We start from the raw sequence: 24,335 nt of genomic DNA on the forward strand, positions 1-24,335 counted from the left end.
ATTCTCTGCTTGAAGGAATGCGGAACCTTTTCTGCTATTGCTGCTGTTCACGGAAATTGAACAGGTCTCTGGGCTGTATGTCCAGTGCATCTGCAATATCAAACAGACTTTCCAGGGAAAGGGATGTTTTGATCCTGGGCGCTTCGATATTACTGATGTGTGTACGGCTCAGACCAACGGCATTTGCAAGCTGTAATTGTGTGAGCCCTTTCAGTTTTCGGTAATACGATATAGTCAGTCCCAGTTCCCGAAACTGGCGTTCTCTTTTCTCGTCCATTTCTGCCGTGTCTCCTTTTTTCTTTTAGTATATCCAAAAGGAAACTTGATAAAAACTAACTGGGAATTGACATTTATATCGTAAAAATTGTCATGTGCATCTATTTTACCAATTTTAGCAGATATCTGGTGTGCAGACAACGGCATCTGCCCGGGTACACATCTGTTCCAGTGTAAAGACTTTCACAGTGTCCCCGAAGATGGTTTCCATGCCGGAGACAAAGTCGGATTTGGCAAACAGGCAGTACCAGATTGTACTGTGCGGGAACAGGCCGGCATGTTTTTGAAGACCCTGCAGGCCCTCCAGATCGATCCACTGGTCTGTCCAGAAACAGTCTCCCAGAAGCATGTTGCTGTCATCCGCGGCAGCGATGGGGACGTACTCGGTGCGTTTTCTGGTGGGATGCTGTCCCCACCAGCTTCCCGCGTGGTCATAGGGGAAAGGAGCCTCTCCCAGAGAGGCGAGAAGATCCAGATACTGCCTGCAGATATCCTCAAAGGTCTCTTTGGAGTAGCTGTCCAGGGCAGGGAGTATTTCCTTTTCAAATACATCTCTTCCGCACCCGAGTTCAATGGCGCTGCGGTGAGGCGCGGCAAAGGTATACCAGAAGCGGAATACGCCGTCAGCAATCCGGTAGAGCGTCCTGCGGCTTCCCGCGTCTTCCGTGACGGGAATGATCTTATCCACCAGACCAAGCAGGTCCAGGGTATTCATAAGGCTCCCCGCGGCGCTTGGGGTCAGTTCTGTCCGCTCGCAGATCTCGTGGAGCTTGCGCCTTTTTGCGCCGAGACACAGAAGGGCAGAGTGGGCCAGTTCCGGCTCGGACAGATGTACTTTTAAAAACTTGGTGGGACGTCGGTAAAAGGCACCTTCCTCCGTGAAAAATAACTGATACAGATTCTCCTGAAACGGCCTGCCATTGACAAAGTAGGCCAGATAGCCGGGCACGCCTCCCGTAATGCCGAATATACAGATTTGCTGTTCTATGGGCAGATGGCGGAATAGCTGCCGCGTCTCGAAGAAAGTAAAGGGCTTTAAGAGCAGTGGATTGGCAGCCTGGGTACTTTCTTTTTCGTACAGGGAAGCTGGTTTACATAAAATCACAAAAAGTTTGGAAGTTTTCCACTCTTTTGTCATATAAGACTGGATCAATGTGGATAGTCTGCGGTTTTTATTGATGAGATGTGGAAAATCGTCAATAATAAAGAGCAGAGGTTCCTCTTTGGCGGATCTTCCTATGGTGCGGAACAGTTCCGCGAATCTTTTGGCAGCTTTCAGTTTTTCCAGAGCACCAAGCACACGGATAGCCTCTTCCTTCAGGGCCAGGAAGTTTTCACGGTCCGTAGTCTCCAGGGGTTTGAAATACAGGGTGCGTTTTCCAGCTGAAAATTGTCTGAGAAGAGTGGTCTTTCCCATACCGGCGTCACAGTAGAGGGAGGCGGACTGAAAGCAGTTCTGCCCGTACAGTTCATTTAATTTTGCGAGATGGTTATCTTTATCTAAAAACATAGTTTCTCCTCGGTGGGTCCTGCGGTCTGGCCGCTTTTCCTGTTGATTATATTTTAGAAGGTGTTTCAGGTAAAGTCAAAGGATTTTGCAGGGTTTTTTATAGAAAGTTTAGATTTGATTCACTTTTGTTTAGAAGAAAATGCAGCAAATTATGCTATAATATTTACCAGAAGACATTATGCCCGTTTTAGAGCGTGTTTGAAAATTGCTTTCGGCAAGCTGTGCGCCACAGTTTGTCGGAATGAATTTTCAAACAGGCTCTAGGGCAGAGGACAGAAAGGTGCCGGAACATGAAATTAAAGACAAGGATTATCGTTTCTTTTTTCATCATCATACTGGAGCCTCTGCTGTTTACCGGTGTGGCGTTCTGGGGTTTCAGCCAGTATCAGCTCAAGGCCATAGAAAAGCAGTATGGAATTGAGAATGCCACATATGAAAGCCTGACCAACACGGCAGAGGTGATCAACAGCATGACGAGCGGCGCTATCGGCCGGTTGTCGGAGGCAGCCAAGGAATCTCCCAAAGATTTGGAAAATATCGAATATCTGGATTCCATTAACAAGGAATTGGAGCAGGTACACTCCTATCTTATTGTGCGGGAAGATGATAAAATAAGATATATAGGATGTGATCCCTACCCGTCGGAGCTTATCAGCAGGCTGCCGGATTACAAGGATGACAGCGGTGACAGCAGCGATGGTTTTTATCTGGGAGGCAAGATAAAGGCGCTGGTTAAGCAAATTGACTTTGAGACCAGCGAGCACGGAAAAGGCAGTCTTTTTGTGGTTTCCAGTGTGTTTAAAACGCTGCCGCAGATAGAGGAGCTGATTCGGAATATGCTGGCAGCCGTGGTGATCATCCTCACGGTTACGGCTTTGGGGCTTACCTGGTGGATTTACAGGGGCGTTATCTCACCCCTTGATAAGCTGCGGACAGCGACCCAGAAGATCAAGGAAGGGAACCTGGACTTTTCTATTGCCAGCGAGGGTGTGAATGAGATATCCGATCTGTGCCAGGATTTTGAGGCCATGAGGCAGAGACTGAAGGAGAACGCTGAGGAGAAGCTGGAGTTTGACAAGGATAATAAGGAACTGATCAGTAATATTTCCCATGATTTGAAGACACCGATCACTGCCATCAAGGGATATGTGGAAGGAATCATGGATGGCGTGGCAAATACACCGGAAAAGATGGACAGATATATCCATACAATCTATAATAAAGCTAATGACATGGACAGACTGATCAATGAGCTGACGTTCTACTCCAAAATGGATACCAACAGGATACCCTACACCTTCAATAAGATTTCTGTGACGGAATTTTTTGATGATTGTGCAGAGGAGCTGGATTCTGAGTTGGAATCCAAGTCCGTACAGTTCCAGTATTCCAATTATGTGGGACCTGAGGTGCTTGTCATTGCCGATGCGGAGCAGATTAAAAGGGTTATAAACAATATTGTGAGCAACTCCCTCAAATACATGGGCAGCAGCAGAGAGCGGAGGATCAACCTGCGGGTGAAGGACGTAGGGGATTTTGTCCAGGTGGAAATTGAGGACAACGGAAAAGGAATCGCAGCGAAAGACCTGCCCAATATTTTTGACAGGTTTTACCGTACGGATGCTTCCAGAAATTCTTCCAAGGGAGGAAGCGGCATTGGCCTCTCAATAGTCAAGAAGATCATGGAGGATCACGGAGGCAAGGTCTGGGCAACGAGCAAGGAGAATATCGGAACGGTTATGTACTTCGTTCTTAGAAAATACCAGGAGGTACCGATGAATGAGTAAGATATTAATTATTGAAGACGAGGAGGCAATTGCCGACCTTGAGAAGGATTACCTGGAGCTGAGCGGCTTTGAGGTGGAGATTGAGCACCGCGGTGACGTGGGGCTTAAGAAGGCGCTGGAGGGAAATTATGATCTGTTCATTCTGGACCTGATGCTTCCGGAAGTGGACGGATTTGAGATTTGCCGTGAGATCAGGAATGTAAAGAACAATCCGGTGATCATGGTCTCTGCCAAAAAGGACGATATTGATAAGATCCGCGGTCTGGGTCTGGGAGCGGATGACTATATGACAAAACCGTTCAGTCCCAGTGAGCTGGTTGCCAGAGTGAAAGCACATCTGGCCAGATATGAGAGACTGATCGGTACAGGCGTGCAGGAGAATGACATTATTGAGATCCGCGGCCTGAAGATTGACAAGACGGCAAGGCGTGTGTGGATCAACGGTGAGGAGAAGAATTTTACAACCAAGGAGTTTGATCTGCTTACCTTCCTGGCACAGAATCCCAACCGGGTATTTACAAAGGATGAGCTGTTCAAGGAAATCTGGGCTATGGAGTCCATCGGTGATATTGCCACAGTGACAGTGCATATTAAGAAGATTCGTGAAAAGATTGAATTTAATACGGCGAAACCGCAGTATATTGAGACCATATGGGGTGTTGGATACCGGTTTAAGGTGTGAGAGGATTTGAGGATAGCAGTTGTGAGTTTTATGCACTGCTATCCTTTTTTACTGCCTGTTGAAAGGAACCTTTCTCTGTGATATACTGAATACACTTATGATTTATCAGTTCATAAGTTCTGCTTTTCGGCCGAGAGGCTGTCAAATGGGGAGTTCCCCCGAATTTACCAAATCAAAATAAAATAAGGGCCGTTTTTCAGGGGAAGGTCTTGAATAATCCATAGGTTTTTTCTATACTATAAAATATAGAAGCAAGTCTTCCTTTGGCCATATGGCCTGTAAAAGGAGGGCATTTATGACAGCAAAAGAGAACCAGAAGTACAAGAACAGTGTATTTGTGGATTTGTTTTTCGAGGATGAATCTGCGGAGAAAAATGAGATTTCACTTTACAATGCACTGCATGAGGACCCCCTTCCGGAGGGGACGAAAGTCCGGAAGATCAGAGTGGATGATGTGCTTTATATGAATTTCTGCAATGACGTATCCTTTGGTATTGAGGATAAGGTAATGGTGTTTGGCGAACACCAGTCAACGATCAATGAGAACATGCCGCTGCGGGAACTGTTGTATATAGGCAGGGCCTTAGAACAGATCGTTCCGGTGCGTGACCGGTACAGAAAAAAGACGGTAAAGATTCCGACCCCTGAGTTTTATACCTTTTATAATGGGAAGGACCCCTGGGCAAAGGAGAAGATGCTGTACCTCTCAGATGCATATGCGCAGAAGGAGGATACCCATTCCCCCATGCTGGAACTCTGTGTGAAGGTCATCAATATCAATCCGGAGCAGGGCCATGAGATCCTTGACAGGTGCAGCATACTGAGGGAGTACAGCGAATTTGTAGAGATTCTAAGAAAACACCAGCAGACAGGCAGCTCTGATGCATACAAAAATGCCGTAGAGGAATGTATGAAGGCAGGAATACTGACCGAATATCTGAAAAAGAAGGGCAGTGAGGTGGTAAATATGCTGATAGCAGAGTACGATTATGATTTGGATGTGGAAGTACAGCGTGAAGAAGCCTATGCGGCTGGGAGACAGGAAGGGCAGCAGGAAGGACAGCAGGAGAAGCTGAAGGAATTAGTAAAGAGAAAGCTGGAAAAAGGAAAATCCATAGATGTAATTGCGGAAGAACTGGAGGAAACCACGGAAGAAATCGCCAGGATCATCAAGAGTATACAGGAGGCATGAGATATGGCCCCCGAGACATTTCTATAAAAGAAACCATTTCTTCCCCTGCGTGATCACTGCAGGGGAAACACCTTTCATGTGATCAGTTCTGATATTATAAATCAATAAATTTCCTAAAAATCATAAAAATCCCCTATATTTCTAATCCTCATAATGATTTATTTTCCGTTTTAACGGCCCCTCTTTTTTTATATACGAATTTTCTCCGGAAAATCATAATTCTCTCCATTGAGACACCCCCCTTCGGACAATATAATAGAACCATCAACAAGAGATACGAATCCGGAGCGTATAAAATAAGAGAGGAGGAATGAAAGTGGGAAAATTTAGGGCTGGAAAGATAAAACCAAAGTACAGGCTTTTTTTCATGGCCCTGCCCTTCATAATCTTTGTATTTGCATTTGCTTATGTACCTATATTTGGCTGGATGTATGGCTTCTTTGATTATAAGCCGGGACTGGCGCTTAGTGATATGGAGTTTGTGGGACTTAAGAACTTTATGAAAATCTTTACTGATTGGAGAGATCTGTCGAGAGTCCTGCGCAATACGCTGGTTATGAGCGGTCTGGGACTGCTTGCGGCACCGATACCCATGTTTTTTGCAATATTTTTAAATGAGATACGGAGGCCGTTTTTTAAAAAATTTGTACAGACGACAACCACACTGCCTTACTTCATCAGCTGGATCATAGTATTTGCGCTGAGCTTTGCCGTGTTCTCCAATGAGGGTCTGATTGCCAATATCCTGAAGATGATGGGGTCAACAAAGGCTTTCACTAATATTCTGGGAGAAAACGACGCGGTATGGTGTATGCAGTGGGTACTGGGAATCTGGAAATCCGTTGGATGGAATGGAATCATCTACATAGCAGCCATCGCCGGTATCGACGCGGAACTCTATGAGGCTGCCAGAGTGGACGGTGCAAGCAGGTTCCAGCTTATCAGGAATATTACGATTCCAAGTCTGTATCCTACATTTTTTGTACTGCTGCTGCTGAGTATCAGTAATCTGCTGAATAACGGATTTGACCAGTATTTTGTATTCTTCAACCCACTGGTTGCGGACAGGATCGAGGTTCTCGATTATTATGTGTATAAAGTAGGTATCCTGATCAATGATTATTCTTATTCAACCGTACTGGGTATGCTGAAGACACTGTTCAGTGTGGCTATGTTGTTTGGGGCAAATCAGCTTTCAAAAAAAGTCAGGGGCGAGTCGATCGTATAGGAGGAAGAAATGAAACAGAAATTTACAGTATTTGACGCAATCAACTACCTGTTGTTTATCCTGATCACGATTGTCTGTATCTACCCGTTCTACTATGTGGTCATATATTCCATAAGCAATCCGGAACTGGCATCAAAGGTAGTTCTGCTGCCGAAGGGATTTTCCCTCCAGACGTATAAGACGCTTTTTTCTCTGAATAATATTGTGGGAGCTTTTGGAATCTCTGTGGCGAGAACGTTTTTAGGGACTGCGCTTACCGTGGTGTGTACATCATTTCTGGCGTACCTGGTGACAAAGCAGGAGATGTTTGCAAGAAAATTTGTTTACCGCTTTTTTGTTATCACAATGTATATCAATGCCGGACTGATTCCCTGGTATCTGACCATGAGAGCATACGGGCTGAAGGATAACTTCCTGCTTTACATTCTGCCCACAGCAGTTTCTGCATATTATATGATTCTGATAAAAACGTATATGGAGTCTCTGCCGATTTCCATGGAGGAATCAGCAAGGATTGACGGGGCCGGTTATTTCAGGATATTCCGCTCCATTATCTTTCCGCTGTGCAAGCCAATCGTGGCAACCATTGCCATCTATGCTGCGGTAGCGCAGTGGAATAACTGGACAGACAATTACTTTCTGGTAAATGATGAAAATTTACAGACAATGCAGATGATACTTTACAACTATATCAACCAGGCCCAGAATGTGGCAAATGTATCTTCACAGACTATGGCCGACACTGCAAACGCTGTAAAGATAACGCCGATGGCGATTAAAATGTGTATTACGGTGATCGCAACCGTACCAATTATGTGTGTATATCCATTTCTGCAGAAACACTTTGTAAAGGGAATCATGATGGGGGCAGTGAAGGGATGAGTACAGCAGGAAAAATACAGGTTTAAGGAGAATGAGTATGAAAAAAAGAATGAAGAGACTTACCGCATTATTTTTGAGCACAGCCATGGCAGTGTCCATGCTTGCAGGATGCGGCAGCAAAGACGAAGCGAAGAAAGACGCAGGGGAAAAAACAGAGAAACAGGAGGAGGGAAAGGACAGCAGCAGCGGCGGTGAGGTGGAGATCACCTTCTGGGATAAAGATGCTCTGGAGACAGGACCTCAGAATACCACCATCGCAGACGCTATAGCTGAGAAGACAGGGGTGCGCCTGAATGTCATCAACGGTGACGCCCAGAAGTTCAAAGTGCTTCTGGCCGGCGGTGACCTTCCGGGCATAGTGAACAGCAATTACGGGGATCTGGGTGTGGATGCCCAGGCACTCTTACAGAGCGGACAGCTCCTTGCTCTGGATGATCTGATCGAGGAACATGCACCGAACATCAAAGAGAAATTCGCGGATGCCATTGAATACTCCAAAGAATTTCTGAGCAATGACGGGAAACTGTATTATCTTCCTGTCCAGATCAACAAGGCCACGGACACAAAAGTGGTGGACCGCTCAGGTGCCAATCTTGCCCTCTATACAAGATATGATCTGTACAAAGAGATCGGTTCCCCGGAGATTAAGAGCACAGATGACTATCTGGAAGCTTTAAAGGCTATGCAGGATGCAGAACCGGAGACAGAAAACGGCAATAAGACCTATGCCATCTCAGGATGGAGTGACTGGGGCCTCTGGATGTGGACCATTCCTTATCAGGCTATGTCAGGCGTTACAAACTGGTCCTACGGCATGTGCTATGACATGGTAAATAAAGAGCCGCTGGCAACCTACTATTCCGAGCCGTTCTGGAACTGCATGGAATTCTACAACAAAGCATACAACATGGGAATCCTGGACCCGGAAATCTTCACACAGAAATACGATAACTATATGGACAAGCTGAAAAACGGACAGACCTTTGTGACCTATGCAAACTGGCTGTACAATACGGCAAATGACGCTTACGCGGCAGCCGGAACCCCGGAAAAGGGCTTTGAGATCGTGCCCACCGGCCTGGATTATATGTACGGTGCCTATGAGGGCGACAAACCTTTCGGATGGGCACAGGATTATCCGCTGGCACTGACAAAGAACTGTGAAGACCCGGTAAAAGCCATTGAGATGATTGATTATCTGTTCAGCGAAGAAGGCGCAAGGCTTTTAAACAGCGGTGTTGAGGGGGTTCACTGGGAAGTAGTGGATGGTGTTCCGCAGATGACAAAAGAGTACCGCGACGGCGTGGCTGCAAATGCCACTTATGCACAGAGTGAAGGCTTTGCCTATACAAAACTTTCTGGCCTCAGCTCCAGCCAGATCTTATCTGACGGATATCCGGCCAGTCTGTTAAAAGCTGCCGAGGAAGTTAAAAAATCCACCACCAAGATTGACGAGATCTTCATTGCAGACAGCGGTGTTGCTGATGCCAAGTATCCGGGACAGGTGATCGAATCCAAGATTGCATCCGGTGAATATAAGCTGAGTACAGAAGTGGACCTGACACCAAACCTGATCAAGGAACCTTCTGATGAGACAAAGAATCTGTCCGCCCAGGTGGATGAGTATGTGAAGGTTGGAGTGGCTGATGTGATCATGTCAGACCCCAAAGACTTTGACGCCAAGAAAGATGCGTTTATCCAGTCTGTGGAGGATAAAGGATATGCGGATGTGGTGAAAGAGATGGAAGGTATCTGGTCCGAAGCACAGAAGACAGCAAAAGAATTTGCAGATAAATAAAGGACGCTTCCGAAGATAAACACGTACTCGTACGGAGAAGGCGCTGCCCGGGAGTGTGCTTTGACACACTCCGGTACGGGCGGCGCCTTTTTATACCCTTTCGGTAACATTTACAAGAGTCAGTGTGATAGAAGTCCCGCGTCCCGGAGCAGATGCAACGGTAAGCCCGCAGGCATTGCCGTACTGGAGTTTGATGCGGCGGTTGGTGTTCAGGATACCGATACCGATACCCTGGGGCAGGGAGGCCCGGTCCAGGGGTTTGGTGCAGTCCTCATTGGAGGCCAGAAGTTCCTGAAGAACCTGTAGTCTGTCCGGATCGATGCCGAGGCCGTTGTCGGTGAGGACAAGGAAGATTGTGTTGTCCTCCCTGTGCCCGGTAAGGGTGATGGTGTTCTTTACCTCCGGGGATGGATTCTGATGGGATATGGCGTTCTCCAGCAGTGGCTGCAGGATGAATTTCGGCATCAGGCAGGGCAGGATGGAGGGATCGATTTCCGACGTAAAATCAATAGGTGTTCCTGTCCGGTAATTCATGATGCGCAGGTAGTTTTTCAGATAGTTCAGTTCATCGCTGAGGGGCCAGGTGGTCTTGGTGTTTCGGAACAGAGGCTGCAGCAGATTGCCCAGAGCGGTCACACAGTCAGCCACATTTGTGGCCTTGCTGACGATAGCCATCCATTTGATCGTGTTCAGGGTATTGTAGAGAAAATGAGGGCTGAGCTGGTTCTGCAGGTTCTGTACTGCCAGTTCGTGGCGTTCCTCCTGTATGATCTCATTTTCATCTATCAGATGCTGGATGTTCCGGGACATCTGGTTGAACTGGTCTGTCAGGAATTTAAAGTCCGAGGATTTGGCAGCCTCCATTCTGACCCCGATCTGCCCGCTTCCCATGGTCTTCATGGCAGCAATCAGGCTGTTGAGCGGTTTGGTGATGGCGTATATCCAGAACATGCTGATGATCAGAGCCAGGACCAGGAACACGGCCAGCAGAGTGATGATCATGACCTTTAACTGATGGATATTCTCGAACAGGATCTCAAAGGGCATCTCATAGACAATGGAAAGCCCGTAATGCTCATAGGGATAATAGATGATCTGATTGTTCTTGTTCAGAAGATCATTGTCCCCCAGAGACAGGGTAAGATGCACGGTATTGTCCGTATCCAGCGGACTGGTCACGGCTTTTGTGCCGATCAGTTCCTTGTTCTCAGCGGAGATGACAAGGTCGTGGGCATCCAGCAGCAGGCTTTCTCCTGATACGTTTTTCTTGTCATCGTGATACAGGGAACGGAGGTAGGACTCGCGGATATTGATGACTACATAGCCGGAGGTCTGTCCCGCAGTCTGAAGCCTTCTGCCCAGAGTGATGTAGCGGGTGTCCATCTTAGAGGAATACGTTCCTCCGAAGAAATCGCTGTATCGCAGGCCGCCGCATACAATCGGTCCGCCTTTCTCCTCCAGGTCCTTTTTCAGTTGGGTCTCATAGAAAGAGCCGGTCAGGCTGCTGTCAAAATTAAAGTAATTTTTATTATCGCTGGAACCGATGATTAGGCCGTTGTCACCGTAATAGACAATAGAGTGTATGTAATCGTAGCTTGTCATCATCTCGGAAAAGTAGTCGTACACATCGTTGATGAACTGGACATCGTCCGGGGAGCTGATCTGGTCCAGCTTCATTTCCTCTGAGAAGTAGGAGGATACCAGGATATTCCTGCTCACAGTATTGACCGTATTCAGCACAGTGGTCAGATTGACCTCAAGCTGGGACAGAGAACTGAGCGTGGCTTTTTCTGACTGCTGCAGAAGCGTGGTGGATGTATAGCGGTAAAAAAACAGGGCAAACAGCAGAAGGATAAAAACACTGGTGAGCATAAAGGACAGGATCAGTTTTGATTTCAGCTTCAGGCTGATGGCTTTGTCTTTCAGCAGTCGGAACATGGACAGGTACTCCTTTACTCATTGGATGTGGTGAAAACACAGGACTTTTTGTATTCATTGGGTGTCTTGCCGGTGAACTTCTTGAAGGTCTTTCCATAATATCCCTCATCGGAAAAGCCGCATGCGTAGGCGATCTCATAGGATTTCATGGAAGTATTCTGCAGAAGCTTCATGGATTTTTCTATGCGGTAACGGTTCAGATACTCTAAAAAGGAAGTCCCCAGTTCTTTTTTGAAGATGCTGCTGAAGTAATTGGGGCTCAGTCCCACAAGGCCGGAGACTTCGTTCAGGGTAATCTGGCGGTGGTAATTATTCTGCAGGAACTGCAGTGCCTGGAGAATCTCCCGGCTGCAGGACATACGTTCCCGGGACAGCTTTTCCAGCTTCTGCGCGTGTGCCACAAACTGTTCCAGCATCTCGTAATAATTCTTGCAGGCAGAGAGCGCCTGCAGAAAATCGCGCACCCACAGATAGGAGTCGCCGTCACCGGGACCCTGGTTGTGCAGGTAGACGATATAGCTGTCGTAGAAGATGTTCAGCACGGCTTTGGATGAGAATTCTTTCTTTAACTGCTCCTCCAGGGGCTGTAAAAGGAAACCGGAGGTGAACCCCGGGTCCATAAAGGCGTTCAGTGTATGTCTGGTCCGTGTCAGCAGTGTCTGGCACAGGGAAGTCTTCCAGGAACTGTCATAGTGGTTCACTGAGCCGGGAAAGAGAAAGAACTCCTGTTCATCCAGCAGAAGGCACTGCTGATACAGTACCCGCAGCCGGGAAAGGTCCTGTGTCATCTCGCTGATACAAAAATGCGGCGTCACATTAAAATAGTTTTTCAAAACCGTCATGATCTCACTCAGCACCCCTGAGATCAGATGGAAGGAACGCGTCTCTTTCTCGTTGTGGAAGAGAAGCAGATAGCGGGAGCCTGAGACATGGACCACAAGTCCGGAACCGCTTTTTGCCAGGATCTCGTTGATGATATTCAAAAGAGAGAACTGTATAAGCTGTCCGTGGCTGTCCTGGTATAAGTCCTGGAGCTGTTCGTACTGGTCAACCACCATCAGTGCGGTTACCAGATCATGGGGATGGATGGTGACAGAATATTCCCTCAGGGTGGACAGGCACTCGGACAGGGAAGGGACATTGTATGTAAGATGGCTCAGCAGACTGTGTTCCAGGACATCATAGAGATTGACGGGAGCCACGGAACTGCCTTTGGTTTTTGTGACTTTATCAAGAGTCTGACAGGCGTTTTCCAGAACCTCCTCCATCTCCTCTGTGGTCATGGTGAGTTTCAGGATATAGCCGCTGACACCAAGCCGGATCGCCTCCCTTGCCAGGGAAAAGTCGTCCAGACAGGACAGAATGATGATCTCCGTGGGGCTCCCGGTGTCACGGATTTTGCGGATAAGTTCAATGCCGTCCATAAAGGGCATTTTAATGTCAGTGAGCACCAGATCGGGCTGATGCTTCCGGTAAAGCTCCCAGGCAGTCTGCCCGTCGGCTGCCTCATCCACTACATACATATTGAATTTTTCCCAGTCGATGGATGCGCGTATGCCGGTCCGCACCAGCATCTCATCCTCAGCGATCAGTACCTTATACATGTGTAAATTCCCCCGTATTTCTTTTCTCAGAAATGATATGGCAGCCATGCGGGGATAGACCTGCATGGCTGCGTGATATCTTTAGTATATCAAGAATCGGGAAAATAACAAGCGTTAAAACAAAGGAAATAAATAGGAAGACAGGAGTAAATACAATGAAAAACGGAAAAGTCAGTTTAGGTTTGATAGGCGCAGGCAGGGCAGGAATGATCCATGCCAGAAATTTCAGGGCCGCTGTGCCGAATGCAGCGCTGACCGCAGTGGCGGACCCCTGCAGGGAAAATGTGCAGGCAGCGCTTCAGGAACTGGAGATAGAGAAAGGATATGAGGACTACAGGGAACTGCTGAAGGACGAGGAGATTGACGCGGTGATCATCGTCACGCCCACCAAGTACCACTGTGAGATCGCCGTGGAGGCAGCCAGGGCGGGAAAACATATCCTCTGTGAGAAGCCCATGGCGATCACGGTGGAGGAGTGTGAGATCATGGAGGAGGCCGCTGCCAGATACCATGTGAAGCTCCAGGTGGCCTTTATGAGGCGGTTCGACAGTGCCTTTATGGAGGCCAGAAGCGTTGTGGACGCAGGGGATATCGGCGATGTTGTCATGGTCCGGTCCAATACCAGAGGTCCCAGCATACCGAAGCCCTGGATGTATGACATCAGCAAGAGTAACGGCCCTCTGGCGGAGGTGAACAGCCATGATATTGACACCCTGCGCTGGTTTACGGGAAGTGAGTTCAAGACGGTCTATGCCATGGGCGGCAATTACCGCTGCCCGGACGCGAGAGAGGAATTCCCGGATTTCTATGACAATGTCATCCTGTCCGCAGGGTTTGAAAACGGTATGCAGGGTATGATAGACGGAGCACAGGGCGTTCTGTACGGCTATGATGCCAGGGTGGAGATCCTGGGGACCAGGGGATGCATTTTCCTGGGAAAGACACAGGAAAGGCCCATTACGGTGTGCCGCAGTGATATGCACAGATACGAATCTTTTACCAACAGCTGGAAGTTTCTGTTCAAGGATGCCTATCTGGAGGAGGATATGGATTTTGTGGACTGTATCCTCACAGACAGGGAGCCTAAGGTGACAGGGCATGACGGCAAGATGGCAGTGAAGGTAGTGAACGCGGGAAATCTTTCGATCACCTCCGGCAAGATCATCACATTATAACAGGGAGGATGCAGGTATGAACAAGATAGGAATTTATTTTGCCTTCTGGGAGAAGGAATGGGAGGCAGATTACTGCAGATATATTGAGAAGGCCAAAAAGCTGGGCTTTGATGTGCTGGAGCTGGCAGCGGGATGCCTGCCGGACATGACAGCAGCGCAGAGAAGGGAGATTGCATCCAGGGCAGAGGATGCGGGGATCGACCTCACCTACTGTATCGGCCTTCCCCCTCAGTATGACCTGGCCTGTGAGGACGCATCTGTCAGAGCATCGGGAATCCGGTATGTGGGAGAACTGTTAAAATGTATCCGCCAGATGGGCGGTGATACGCTGGGCGGTATCATTTACTCCTGCTGGCCGGGCGGTACGGTCACATATGACTATAAGCAGAAGGCCAGAGAGAGAAGCCTGGACTCCCTGCGGGAACTGTCCCATATGGCAGAGGAATATGATATCAATTACTGCCTGGAAATCGTGAACCGTTATGAGCAGTATCTGCTCAATACAGCCGCCGAGGGCGTGGACTTTGTCCGTGAGCTGGACAGTCCAAAGATAAAGCTGCTCCTTGACTGCTTCCATATGAACATTGAGGAGGATTCCTTCTCCGAGGCGATAAAGACGGCAGGAGAGCTTCTGGGACATTTCCATATAGGGGAATGCAATCGCAAGGTTCCCGGCAGGGGACATATGGACTGGGACGATTTGATCCGGGGGTTAAGAGACATAGATTACCGGGGGAAAATCGTCATGGAACCCTTTGTGCGCCCGGGCGGACAGGTGGGAAAGGATATCAAAATATACCGTGACCAGAGCGGAAATGCTTCCGAGGTACAGATGGATGAGATGGCAGAAGAGGCATTGACATTTATCAGAGAAAAATTAAGATCAGGAGGAGATCAGGATGGAAAAAATTAAAGTAGGTCTTTTGACCATGTCAGACGGCAGGGAATATCTGCATGAGGAATACGCGCAGTTAAATATGGATTACCAGAGAGAGATCAAGGAGGCTCTGGAATCCACAGGCCTTTTCGAGGTGACAGCAGGGGATGTGCCTGTGCACAGCAATGAGGAGGCAAAAAGAGAGGCCAAGAAGCTGCAGAGGGCAGGTGTGGAGGCGACGATCTTCAATTATACGATCTGGTGTTATCCGCAGTTTACCGCAGTGGCTCTGAATTTTGCCCCGGGCCCTTATCTGCTGTTCTGCAACCTCCATCCCTCTGAGTGCGGTATGGTGGGAATGATGGCGGCAGCGGGAACCCTGGAACAGTTAAATGTAAAATTCCAGAAGCTGTGGGGTTCTATTAATGAGCCGGAGGTTCTGGGAAAAATGGTGGATTTCCTGAAGGCAGCGGCTGCTGTCAAGAGACTGAAGGGAATGACGTTCGGCAACTTCGGCGGACGTCCCCTGGGCATGTACACAGCCGTGGCGAATCTGGAGCAGTGGCAGAAAGAATTCGGGATCGATGTGGAGAATGTGGAGCAGGATGACATCATCCGGGCAGGAGAGACCGTGGCGGAGGAAAAGGTGGAGCATGCCTTTGCGTGGCTGGAAGCCAATGTGGGAAGCATTGCGTATGACGGCATCGGCCTGACGCCTGAGAAGCTGAAGCTGCAGATCCGCTCCTACTACGGACTGCGGAAGATCATTGCGGACAGAGGCCTGGATTTTGTGGGCATCAAAGCGCACGGGGACCTGACAGACCGCTATATCACCATGGATATCGCGGAGGCATTCTTAAATGACCCGTATGATTTTGACGGGCCCAAGGAACCCATCGTGGCTGCCACGGAGTCGGATATGGACGGCGCTCTGACTATGCAGTTATTCAAGCTGCTCACAGGGAAACCGGTTCTTTTCGCGGATGTGCGCCACTATGACAAGGAGAATGACGTGTGGTTCTTCTCCAACTCAGGCACCCATGCCACATACTTTGCAGGTGCATCCATGGACCCGGCGGAGAACTTAAAGCACGTGACCTTCTGCCCGGAGACGCATTATTATCCCGCAGGCGGCGCCAGCGTACATCATTTTGCCCGTGCAGGCAGGGTGACTCTTGCAAGGCTTGCCAGGAAGAACGGAAAATACGTGATGACTATTGTACCTGCCGAGATCGTGGAATTTGACAAGGAAAAGATGACTGCCATGGGAAACACCACCACCCCGGCCTGGCCGGTAGCCTTCACAAGGCTTCAGGTGACCGCGGATGAATTCCTGGAGAAGTTCCCCTGTAACCATATCCACGGTGTGTACGGGGACTGTACGGAGGCTCTGAAGCTGACAGCCAGGCTGCTTAACATGGATGTACAGATATTACAATAGGAGGTGGCGCCGTGTATTTAGAGCACAGACCTGAGAAGATGCGGGAGGAGGATTTCAGGAATCCTCCGGCCCGGTTCAGGGGGACGCCGTTCTGGGCGTGGAATTGTACCCTGAAAAAGGAAAATCTGAGGAAACAGATTGGATATTTTAAAGAAATGGGAATGGGCGGTTTTCATATGCACTGCCGTACAGGTATGAATACGGAATATCTGGGTGACGAGTTCATGGACATGGTGTCAGACTGCAATGAGACGGCAAAGCAGAAGGACATGCTCTGCTGGCTCTATGATGAGGACAGGTACGCATCGGGATTCGGCGGCGGCTATGTGACAAAGGATATCCAGTACAGAGAGCGGTATCTTCTGTTTACGCCATGCAGGCAGGACGGATACGAGAAGGACAGGGAGACATTCCAGAGAAAGTGCCGTCAGGGGGAGGAACCTAAAGGATACTTTGTCATGGCATACAGGGTGCGGCTCACCATGGGATATCTGGAGGGATATGTGGCAGAGCAGGAGGAGAGTATCCGGTGCGGGGACGGGGAAACTATATGGTACGCCTACCTGACAGTTGATGAGAAATCTTCCTGGTGGAACAACCAGACCTATGTCAATACCCTGGATAAGCCTGCTCTTGACCGTTTTATCCACATCACCCATGAGCGGTATTATGAGAAAGTGGGGGCTGACTTTGGAAAGAGCATCCCTGCCATATTTACAGACGAGCCGCAGTTTGCGGAGATGGAAAACCTGAATTTTGCGGAGGAGAAAAAGCCTGTCCGCCTGCCCTTCACCGATGATTTTGATGAGAGCTTTCAGACTGCATACAGGGCTTCGCTCCTTGAACATCTGCCCGAGGTTATATGGGAAAAGGGAAAAGAGACGGCGGCCACCTTCCGATATCAGTATATCAACCATCTGACAGACCGTTTTGTGGAAGCGTACGCGGCAAATGTGGGAAGTTGGTGCGAAAATCACAACCTGGCGCTGACAGGACACATGAAGGGGGAGGAGACACTCCGCTCCCAGACCGTGTTCACAGGGGAGACTATGAGGTCCCTGCGGCATTTTCATCTGCCGGGCCACGATGTGCTGTCAGACCAGCGGGATTATCCCACCGCAAAAATGGCCCAGAGTGTTTCACGGCAGTTCGGGCGTTTCGGTGCTCTGAGTGAGACATACGGGGTGACAAACTGGGATTTTGATTTCCGGGGACACAAAATGTCGGGAGACTGGCAGGCAGCCCTGGGCATTGCCGTGAGAGTGCACCATGTGAGCTGGCTCTCCATGGAGGGGGAGGCCAAGAGGGATTATCCGGCATCCATAAACTATCAGTCACCCTGGTATAAGGAATACCCCCTGATCGAAAATTATTTCGGACGGGTCAATGCGGCTCTGACAAGCGGGAGGCCGCAGGTAAAAGTCGGTGTCATACATCCCGTGGAATCCTTCTGGATGACTTTCGGACCTTATGACCAGACCTACGAGAAGCAGGAAGCCTTGGAAAACCAGTACAGAGATCTGTGCGGATGGCTCACCTTCGGTCAGATGGATTTTGATTATATCAGTGAAGCGCTTCTGGCGGAAGAGACGAACGGCGCATTTGACAGCCAGGGCTTCTGTATGGGGGAAATGCGTTATCAGGTGATCCTGGTTCCGGGCTGTATCACGCTGCGGGAGAGCACGGTGGACCGCCTTCTGGCTTTTGCCGGCAGCGGAGGCAAAGTGGTGATCCTGGGGGAAGCGCCCGTCTGCATGGACGGCGTATTCTCCGAAAAGGTAAGGGAGTTTGCCGGAAAGTGTGAGGTGCTGACCTTTGAAAAAGGGGCGGTTCTCAAATGTCTGGAGCCATGGCGCGATGTGGATGTGCTTCTGGACAGCGGCGGACGAGCGGACAACCTGGTATATCAGATGAGGCAGGATGAGGACGGCAGATGGCTGTTCCTGGCACATGGATATGAGAAAGTGCGGGATACCTTCTGGAGCATGGTGGACTGTGAGGATTACCCTTATGTGGAGAACATACACCTGCGGATACAGGGGGAATATGACCTGACGGTTTATGATGCCATGACAGGAGAGACAGAAAAACTGCAGTGTACACACAGAAACGGACAGACCAGAGCGGAATGGAGACTGGGCGTGCATGACAGCCTGCTGATCCGGCTGGCTCCGGCTGCAGAGCGGCAGCAGGGCAGCGGAAACGCGGCGGAGATAAGGGAACCGTCCAGCAGGATCCGGCTGACTCAGCCTTTCGAGGTGATGAGAGAGGAGCCGAATGTGCTGCTTCTTGACAAAGCAGAATACAGGATCGACCGGGAACCATGGCAGCCGGAGGAGGATATTCTGAAACTTGACAATATCTGCCGCAGACGTTTTGGCTATCCGCCCAAAGAGGAGGCAGGAGCGCAGCCCTGGACCGTGAAGGATGAAAAGGGATTTCCCAATGTACTCTCTCTCCGGTTTGCCGTAGATTCCCTTACCGATACATGGGCAAGCCTTGCCCTTGAGAGCCGGGACAAAACAGAGATCTATGTGAACGGCAGCCTGGTGGAAGAAGAATCTTCCGGATGGTTTACCGATGAATCCATAGAGGTGGTGAAGATACCGCCGCTTCGCCGGGGAAGCAACACCATAGAGCTGAGGATGCCCTACGGGGAAAAGGCCAATGTGGAAAGCTGCTATCTGCTGGGGGATTTCGGGGTGGAAGTATTCGGAAAAGAAAAACGGATCATCCCGGCGCCCGAAAAGGTGGTATTCGGTGATCTGACCCGCCAAGGCATGCCCTTTTACGGAGGGAACCTTACATACCGATGCAAGTTTACAGCTCCCGGAGGCCATATGCGCCTGAGAGCCCAGTATTTCAGCGGACCGCTTCTGGGTGCTGCAGTCGATGGGAAACGTACGGGAAGTATTGCCTTTGCCCCCTATGAGGTGGATTTGGGTGATCTGGAGGCAGGGGAGCATCTGCTGGAGATCACAGCATTCGGAAACCGTTACCACACCTTTGGGCAGCTCCACAACTGCGACAGGAATTATTCCTGGTTCGCCTCCTGTTCCTGGAGGACGAAAAATGACCGCTGGAGCGATGAGTATATGCTGAAGGAGCTGGGAATCCTTGTGACCCCTGAACTAATATATTGAAGGAACCAAAATGCGGGAAAGGATGACATATGAAGTTACAGTATGCGGTTGGTATAGACATCGGAACACAGGGAACAAAGGCTGCCCTTTTTTCCCTGGACGGAAAGAAAATGTCGGAGGCCTTTGAGAAGTCAAATCTTATATACGGCGGACCCGGGGAGGTCTGCCAGAACGCTGAGGATATCTATGGTTCCGTTCTGCGGACCGTAAACGCGCTGATGAAAAAGAGCGGTGTCCCGCCAAAACAGGTGGCTGCCATGGGAATCGACGCGCAGATGGCGGGCATCATGGCAGTGGATGCTGACTTTGAAGCGGTTGGCCCTTATGATTCCTGGCTGGATACCCGGTGTGAACCGTATATCCATACAATGATAAACCGGGCCGGGGATGAGGTCATCCGCCGGACCGGGGGACCGGTCACTTACACACACGGTCCGAAGATATTATGGAGAAAGGCAGAAAGGCCGGCAGAGTATGAGAAGGCTGCCAAGTTCGTCCTGCCCGGGGTCTTTGTGGCCGGAAAGCTGTGCGGGCTGAAGGCGGAGCAGGCGTGGATCGATTATACCCATCTGCACTTCTCCGGATTTGCGGACAACAGGAGGAAAGTCTGGGATGAGGGTCTGCTCTCGGAGTTCGGCATAGAGAAGGATAAGATGCCCCGGATCGTAAGCCCCTGGACCGAGGTGGGCAGGCTGACCGAGCAGGCGGCAAAGGCCTGCGGTCTCACAAGCGGGACAAGGGTGGTGGCCGGATGCGGGGATTCTGCGGCTTCCGCTCTGGGTGCGGGGATCGTGGAAAAGGATATGATTTATGATGTGGCCGGGACTGCTTCCATTTTTTCCTGCAGCACGGACCGCTTTACGCCGGATCTGGAGACGAAGACCATACTGTTTTCCAGGTCAGTGATAGACGGGCTTTACACGCCCCTGGCATATATCGGAGGCGGAGGACTCTGCCTGCGGTGGTTTCTGGAACAGAACGGCAGGGATTATGAATATTGGAACAAACAGGCCGAAAGGCTGGAGGCAGGCAGCGGCGGATTGTATTTCGTACCGCATTTTTCAGGCCGTACCTGTCCAAATGATCCCGGGGTGAGAGGCGCATACTGGGGGCTTTCTTTTCATCACACCGGAGCTCATATGTACCGGAGTATTATGGAGAGTATCGCATATGAATACGCGTACTATTATTCCATTTTGAAGAGGCAGAATCCACAGATTTCACCCAAGTATATTTACGGAGCCGGGGGAGGCGCCAGAAGTGCAGTCTTCAGCCAGATAAAGGCAGACGCACTGGGGATACCTTACCGGCCCCTGCAGGAAGCGGATACGGCAGTGTACGCCAGTGCCATGCTGGCGGCTTACGGTACAGGACTGCTTGGGGATTTAAAAGCCGTCATGAAGGCGCCTCTGAGAGAAGAGGTATATCTTCCGGATAAAGAGAGATATGAGATATATCACAAAAACAAAGAAATTTATGTAAACCTACTGGAGGCCCTTGGGGCTTTCGGAGAAAAGGAAAGAGGAGAATGACATGAAAAATAATCTTACACCACAGAAACTTGCAAAAATGATTGACCAGACACTGTTAAAAGCATATGTGAGCGACGAGGATTTCCAGGCGTTTTGTAAGGAGAGCGCAGCGTATGATTTTAAGATGGTGGCGATCAATTCAGCGCCGGTAAAAAAATGCAGGGAGTTCCTTAAAGACAGCGATGTGCATGTGGGCGCAGCCATAAGTTTTCCTCTGGGCCAGACAACCATCGAAACGAAAGTATTTGAGACGGAGACAGCAATCCGGGAAGGCGCGGATGAGATCGACTATGTTGTCAATCTTGTGGAGCTGAAGAACAGGAATCTGGACTATATCCGCAGGGAGATGGAGAGCATTGTGGAAATCTGCCGGAAAGCGGGCGTGTTATCCAAAGTGATTTTTGAAAATTGTTATCTGACCCAGGAGGAGAAGGAGATCCTCTGTAAGATCGCCCTGGAGGTAAAACCCGACTTTATCAAGACATCCACCGGATTCGGTACAGGGGGAGCCACAGCGGAGGATGTGCGTCTGATGAAATCCCTGGTCGGTGATGAGATAAAAGTAAAGGCAGCCGGAGGAATCCGGGATCTGGATACTGCCCTTACCATGATCGAGGCCGGAGCGGAACGAATCGGGACCAGTGCCGGTGTGAAGATCGTGGAGGAGCTGAGAGAACGGCTTGCGGCAGAAAACTGAGAGGAGGAGAAGCGATGACTCAAAGGCTGGGAATCAGAAAATCCCTGGACGAGCTGGAGAAAGAAGCCTGGGCGCCGAAGCCGTCCATGCTGGAGACACCGGCTGTTATGACAGGGCTGGATGCGGACAGAAAAGTCGTGATAAAGGATACGGAGAACCGTGTATCCCTAAACGGCATCTGGCAGATGGTCTGGGACGGGGACGAGAGGGAGAGGCTGGATCTATCGGTGCCCTGGAAGGACAGTATTCCGGCCAATGTACCGTGCAGTGTACATACGGCCCTCTATGAAGCCGGGATCATTCCGGACCCTACGGTGGGGCTGAATGATAAAACTGCCAGGGAGTACAGTTATAAGACCTGGTGGCTGAAAAAGGAATTTTCCCGGGAAGATGGCTGCAGAGCGAATCAGTTGTACTTTGAAGGAATCTGCCATTATGCAAAAATCTGGCTGAACGGTCATTACCTGGGAGAGCACAAGGGAATGTTCGGACGTCCTGTATTTGACGCCGCTCCTTATCTGCAGAGGGAGAACACCCTGATCGTGAAGATAGAAAACTCGCCGGCCAGGCCCCAGCCCATGTCCGAATATATGGATAACGACGAGGGGTGGCATGACGGTGTTGTCATCAACTGTGTGTATGGGTGGCATTATGCCTGCATTCCCAGCAGGGGTATATGGGCACCCGTCGGGCTGGAGGAAAAGAAACCTTCCTGCTGCAGTGAGAAGCCCCTGGTATCCTGTGGGGATACAGATGAGGGGATTGTGGATATCTGCATGAAATTTCACGGAACAGGTGGAAAAGTGACCATCACCGGCGAGATAGAAGGAAAGAACCACAAGGGAAAAGGCGGCAGTTTTGTCTTTGGGACGGAGATCCACACGGATGGACAGGTCGTCCATCTGCAGACCAGAATCGAGGATCCAAGGCTCTGGTGGCCGGTCAATATGGGAGAACAGAATCTGTACACACTTCGTCTGTCGGTGGTGACAGAACAGGGGGAGACACAGTATTTTGATACCACTTTCGGTATGCGCACCATTGAGATGGGCCCGCTTCCGGGAGGACCATATGAGGACAAGCATAACTGGACATTTATAGTAAATAGACGCCCTGTTTTCATCAAGGGTACGAACTGGTGCACGCTGGATGTGCTTCTGCGGTTTGACAGGAATCTGTACCACAGGTTTTTAAGCCTTGCCAGGGACCAGAATATCCAGCTGCTCCGTGCTTGGGGCGGCGGAATGCCGGAGTCGGATCTGTTTTATGACTTGTGTGACGAATTGGGGATCATGGTCATGCAGGAGTGGCCTACCTGCTGGGACAGCCAGAAGGACCAGCCCTTTGACGAACTGGAGGAGACGGTGCTGGTACATATGCCGCGGCTGAGAAACCATCCGTCCCTGATCATGTGGTGCGGCGGAAATGAGTCGGCCAGGGCTGACGGCAGGGCCATGGATATGATGGCACGCTGTGCCTATGAGCTTGACGGCAGCAGGGGATTCCACAGGACTTCACCGTGGGGAGGCGCCCTGCACAATTATTCCACGTACTGGGATATGCAGGATATTGATGTGAGCCTTAACCTGAGGTCTCATTTTATGGGGGAATTCGGCATGGCTTCCGCGCCGAATCACAGAAGTGTGATGCGGTATCTGCCAAAAGAGGAGGCAGAACAGTGGCCGCCCAGCCGCTTTGGCTCCTTCGGGCACCACACCCCCAGATTCAACCAGCTTGAACCTGATGATATGGCACATCTGAGTAAACGGGTGCCGGAATTCTGTGCAGGGGATACCATGGAGAGCTTTATCTGGGGAACACAGATGGCCCAGGCAACGGCGGTCCGCCATACATTGGAAGCCTACCGGTGCAGGTGGCCTGAATCCACGGGAATCTGTTACTACAAGCTGACAGATGTGTACCCGGCATGCTCCTGGTCCACAATTGATTACTACGGCGTGCCGAAGCTTTCCTATTATGCAATCAAGGACAGTTATGAGCCGCTCCACGCCTGCATTTTATTTTCATCCATGCGGATGGAGGAAGATGTGAAGCTTCCTGTATACCTGCTGGATGACGCAGACCGTCTGGATGGGAGTGCATGGAGTGTACAGGTGAGGGCTTACGATGAAAACCTGCATGTGATCAGCGAGGCGTTGTACAGCGGAAGAGACAGCGCAAATGTAACCTATCTCGGGCACTTGCCTGTGGACAGAGCAGATGTGGGCAGCGGACCGGTCCTGCTGACTACAGAGGTGTATGTGGAAGGAGAAAAAGCGGACGATACCTTTTACTGGTTCAATTATCAGCAGAAACAGGGCTGTCTGCTGGCACTGCCCGGAACAACGCTCACCTGTAACGTAAAAGAGGGCCATGCCGTCATTTCCAATACCGGGGATGTTCCGGCAGTCGGAGTCACCGTGGAATGCCCTGACAGAGATACGGAATTTGTAACCGAAAGCAGTTTGTTCTGGCTGAATCCGGGGGAGGTAAAACGCATTGCCGTTTCCCATACGGACAGCCTGGTGGTCCGGGCCTGGAATGCACCGGAAGCCACGGAGAGATGAGAGGGA

The 24,335-nt window shown here is 50.0% G+C and carries 18 protein-coding genes; 13 read left to right on the forward strand and 5 right to left on the reverse strand.

What is annotated here, in order from left to right; translation table 11 throughout:
- Nucleotides 1-34: 34 nt before the first annotated feature.
- The 3 genes from LC508_RS20750 to LC508_RS28780 form a co-directional block, all read right to left on the reverse strand.
- A complete protein-coding gene (locus LC508_RS20750) occupies nucleotides 35-277 on the reverse strand; it encodes a helix-turn-helix transcriptional regulator (protein WP_033142627.1) in 243 nt (80 codons plus the stop codon).
- A 114-nt stretch (nucleotides 278-391) separates the two neighbouring features.
- On the reverse strand, nucleotides 392-1,786 hold the full coding sequence (locus LC508_RS20755; RefSeq protein WP_103730932.1) for an ATP-binding protein: 1,395 nt from the start codon (nucleotides 1,784-1,786) through the stop codon (nucleotides 392-394).
- Between the two features lie 129 nt (nucleotides 1,787-1,915).
- Entirely contained in the window at nucleotides 1,916-2,029 is a 114-nt protein-coding gene (locus tag LC508_RS28780; protein ID WP_353963995.1) for a DUF6783 domain-containing protein, read from the reverse strand.
- 47 nt (nucleotides 2,030-2,076) lie between these two features.
- Between LC508_RS28780 and LC508_RS20760 the strand changes: the two genes are divergently transcribed.
- The 6 genes from LC508_RS20760 (at nucleotide 2,077) to LC508_RS20785 (ending at nucleotide 9,355) form a co-directional block, all read left to right on the forward strand.
- The gene (locus tag LC508_RS20760) at nucleotides 2,077-3,573 is read left to right on the forward strand and encodes a sensor histidine kinase (protein ID WP_033142628.1); all 1,497 of its coding nucleotides are present in this window, start codon (nucleotides 2,077-2,079) and stop codon (nucleotides 3,571-3,573) included.
- Nucleotides 3,566-4,255, forward strand: a complete 690-nt coding sequence (locus LC508_RS20765; protein ID WP_033142629.1) for a response regulator transcription factor — start codon at nucleotides 3,566-3,568, stop codon at nucleotides 4,253-4,255. Before LC508_RS20760 ends, LC508_RS20765 begins: the two co-directional genes overlap by 8 nt.
- A gap of 295 nt (nucleotides 4,256-4,550) precedes the next feature.
- Entirely contained in the window at nucleotides 4,551-5,447 is an 897-nt protein-coding gene (locus tag LC508_RS20770) for a hypothetical protein (protein ID WP_103730933.1), read from the forward strand.
- A gap of 310 nt (nucleotides 5,448-5,757) precedes the next feature.
- Nucleotides 5,758-6,675, forward strand: coding sequence for an ABC transporter permease subunit (locus tag LC508_RS20775; RefSeq protein ID WP_033141246.1), 918 nt, complete (start codon nucleotides 5,758-5,760; stop codon nucleotides 6,673-6,675).
- Between the two features lie 9 nt (nucleotides 6,676-6,684).
- Entirely contained in the window at nucleotides 6,685-7,557 is an 873-nt protein-coding gene (locus tag LC508_RS20780; RefSeq protein WP_033141245.1) for a carbohydrate ABC transporter permease, read from the forward strand.
- Nucleotides 7,558-7,594: 37 nt separating this feature from the next.
- Nucleotides 7,595-9,355: a type 2 periplasmic-binding domain-containing protein gene (locus LC508_RS20785; protein WP_033141244.1), complete on the forward strand. Its 1,761-nt coding sequence runs from the start codon at nucleotides 7,595-7,597 to the stop codon at nucleotides 9,353-9,355.
- Nucleotides 9,356-9,445: 90 nt separating this feature from the next.
- On the opposite strand, the gene LC508_RS20790 is transcribed toward LC508_RS20785, so the two are convergent.
- The gene (locus tag LC508_RS20790; protein ID WP_103730934.1) at nucleotides 9,446-11,293 is read right to left on the reverse strand and encodes a cache domain-containing sensor histidine kinase; all 1,848 of its coding nucleotides are present in this window, start codon (nucleotides 11,291-11,293) and stop codon (nucleotides 9,446-9,448) included.
- A gap of 14 nt (nucleotides 11,294-11,307) precedes the next feature.
- Nucleotides 11,308-12,897, reverse strand: a complete 1,590-nt coding sequence (locus tag LC508_RS20795; protein WP_158587242.1) for a response regulator transcription factor — start codon at nucleotides 12,895-12,897, stop codon at nucleotides 11,308-11,310.
- A gap of 155 nt (nucleotides 12,898-13,052) precedes the next feature.
- Here LC508_RS20795 and LC508_RS20800 point away from each other — a divergent pair, with 155 nt between their 5' ends.
- From LC508_RS20800 to LC508_RS20830, 7 genes are read left to right on the forward strand one after another with little or no spacing between them, the layout of a single operon-like run.
- Nucleotides 13,053-14,072 (forward strand): Gfo/Idh/MocA family oxidoreductase, encoded by a 1,020-nt coding sequence (locus LC508_RS20800; protein ID WP_103730936.1) that lies wholly within the window; start codon nucleotides 13,053-13,055, stop codon nucleotides 14,070-14,072.
- Between the two features lie 16 nt (nucleotides 14,073-14,088).
- On the forward strand, nucleotides 14,089-14,985 hold the full coding sequence (locus tag LC508_RS20805; protein WP_103730937.1) for a D-psicose 3-epimerase: 897 nt from the start codon (nucleotides 14,089-14,091) through the stop codon (nucleotides 14,983-14,985).
- Nucleotides 14,972-16,390, forward strand: a complete 1,419-nt coding sequence (locus LC508_RS20810; RefSeq protein ID WP_033141239.1) for an L-fucose/L-arabinose isomerase family protein — start codon at nucleotides 14,972-14,974, stop codon at nucleotides 16,388-16,390. Before LC508_RS20805 ends, LC508_RS20810 begins: the two co-directional genes overlap by 14 nt.
- An 11-nt stretch (nucleotides 16,391-16,401) precedes the next feature.
- Nucleotides 16,402-19,533: a glycosyl hydrolase family 2 protein gene (locus tag LC508_RS20815; protein WP_103730938.1), complete on the forward strand. Its 3,132-nt coding sequence runs from the start codon at nucleotides 16,402-16,404 to the stop codon at nucleotides 19,531-19,533.
- 29 nt (nucleotides 19,534-19,562) lie between these two features.
- Nucleotides 19,563-21,065 (forward strand): xylulokinase, encoded by a 1,503-nt coding sequence (locus LC508_RS20820; protein WP_103730939.1) that lies wholly within the window; start codon nucleotides 19,563-19,565, stop codon nucleotides 21,063-21,065.
- A 1-nt stretch (nucleotide 21,066) separates the two neighbouring features.
- Nucleotides 21,067-21,762 (forward strand): deoxyribose-phosphate aldolase, encoded by a 696-nt coding sequence (gene deoC / locus LC508_RS20825; protein ID WP_033141236.1) that lies wholly within the window; start codon nucleotides 21,067-21,069, stop codon nucleotides 21,760-21,762.
- A gap of 14 nt (nucleotides 21,763-21,776) precedes the next feature.
- Nucleotides 21,777-24,329, forward strand: a complete 2,553-nt coding sequence (locus LC508_RS20830; protein WP_103730940.1) for a glycoside hydrolase family 2 protein — start codon at nucleotides 21,777-21,779, stop codon at nucleotides 24,327-24,329.
- Nucleotides 24,330-24,335 lie beyond the last annotated feature (6 nt).

Origin of the sequence: Blautia parvula, assembly GCF_020215665.1 — a bacterium.
Lineage (GTDB): Bacteria > Bacillota > Clostridia > Lachnospirales > Lachnospiraceae > Blautia > Blautia celeris.

Coding starts and splice junctions, on each gene's coding strand:
- LC508_RS20795 (WP_158587242.1), bottom strand. CDS start 12,897: ATGTATAAGGTACTGATCGCTGAGGATGAGATGCTGGTGCGGACCGGC.
- LC508_RS20750 (WP_033142627.1), bottom strand. CDS start 277: ATGGACGAGAAAAGAGAACGCCAGTTTCGGGAACTGGGACTGACTATA.
- LC508_RS20770 (WP_103730933.1), top strand. CDS start 4,551: ATGACAGCAAAAGAGAACCAGAAGTACAAGAACAGTGTATTTGTGGAT.
- LC508_RS20820 (WP_103730939.1), top strand. CDS start 19,563: ATGAAGTTACAGTATGCGGTTGGTATAGACATCGGAACACAGGGAACA.
- LC508_RS20800 (WP_103730936.1), top strand. CDS start 13,053: ATGAAAAACGGAAAAGTCAGTTTAGGTTTGATAGGCGCAGGCAGGGCA.
- LC508_RS20775 (WP_033141246.1), top strand. CDS start 5,758: ATGAAAGTGGGAAAATTTAGGGCTGGAAAGATAAAACCAAAGTACAGG.
- LC508_RS20805 (WP_103730937.1), top strand. CDS start 14,089: ATGAACAAGATAGGAATTTATTTTGCCTTCTGGGAGAAGGAATGGGAG.
- LC508_RS20755 (WP_103730932.1), bottom strand. CDS start 1,786: ATGTTTTTAGATAAAGATAACCATCTCGCAAAATTAAATGAACTGTAC.
- LC508_RS20780 (WP_033141245.1), top strand. CDS start 6,685: ATGAAACAGAAATTTACAGTATTTGACGCAATCAACTACCTGTTGTTT.
- LC508_RS20810 (WP_033141239.1), top strand. CDS start 14,972: ATGGAAAAAATTAAAGTAGGTCTTTTGACCATGTCAGACGGCAGGGAA.
- LC508_RS20830 (WP_103730940.1), top strand. CDS start 21,777: ATGACTCAAAGGCTGGGAATCAGAAAATCCCTGGACGAGCTGGAGAAA.
- deoC (WP_033141236.1), top strand. CDS start 21,067: ATGAAAAATAATCTTACACCACAGAAACTTGCAAAAATGATTGACCAG.
- LC508_RS20760 (WP_033142628.1), top strand. CDS start 2,077: ATGAAATTAAAGACAAGGATTATCGTTTCTTTTTTCATCATCATACTG.
- LC508_RS20790 (WP_103730934.1), bottom strand. CDS start 11,293: ATGTTCCGACTGCTGAAAGACAAAGCCATCAGCCTGAAGCTGAAATCA.
- LC508_RS20785 (WP_033141244.1), top strand. CDS start 7,595: ATGAAAAAAAGAATGAAGAGACTTACCGCATTATTTTTGAGCACAGCC.
- LC508_RS20765 (WP_033142629.1), top strand. CDS start 3,566: ATGAGTAAGATATTAATTATTGAAGACGAGGAGGCAATTGCCGACCTT.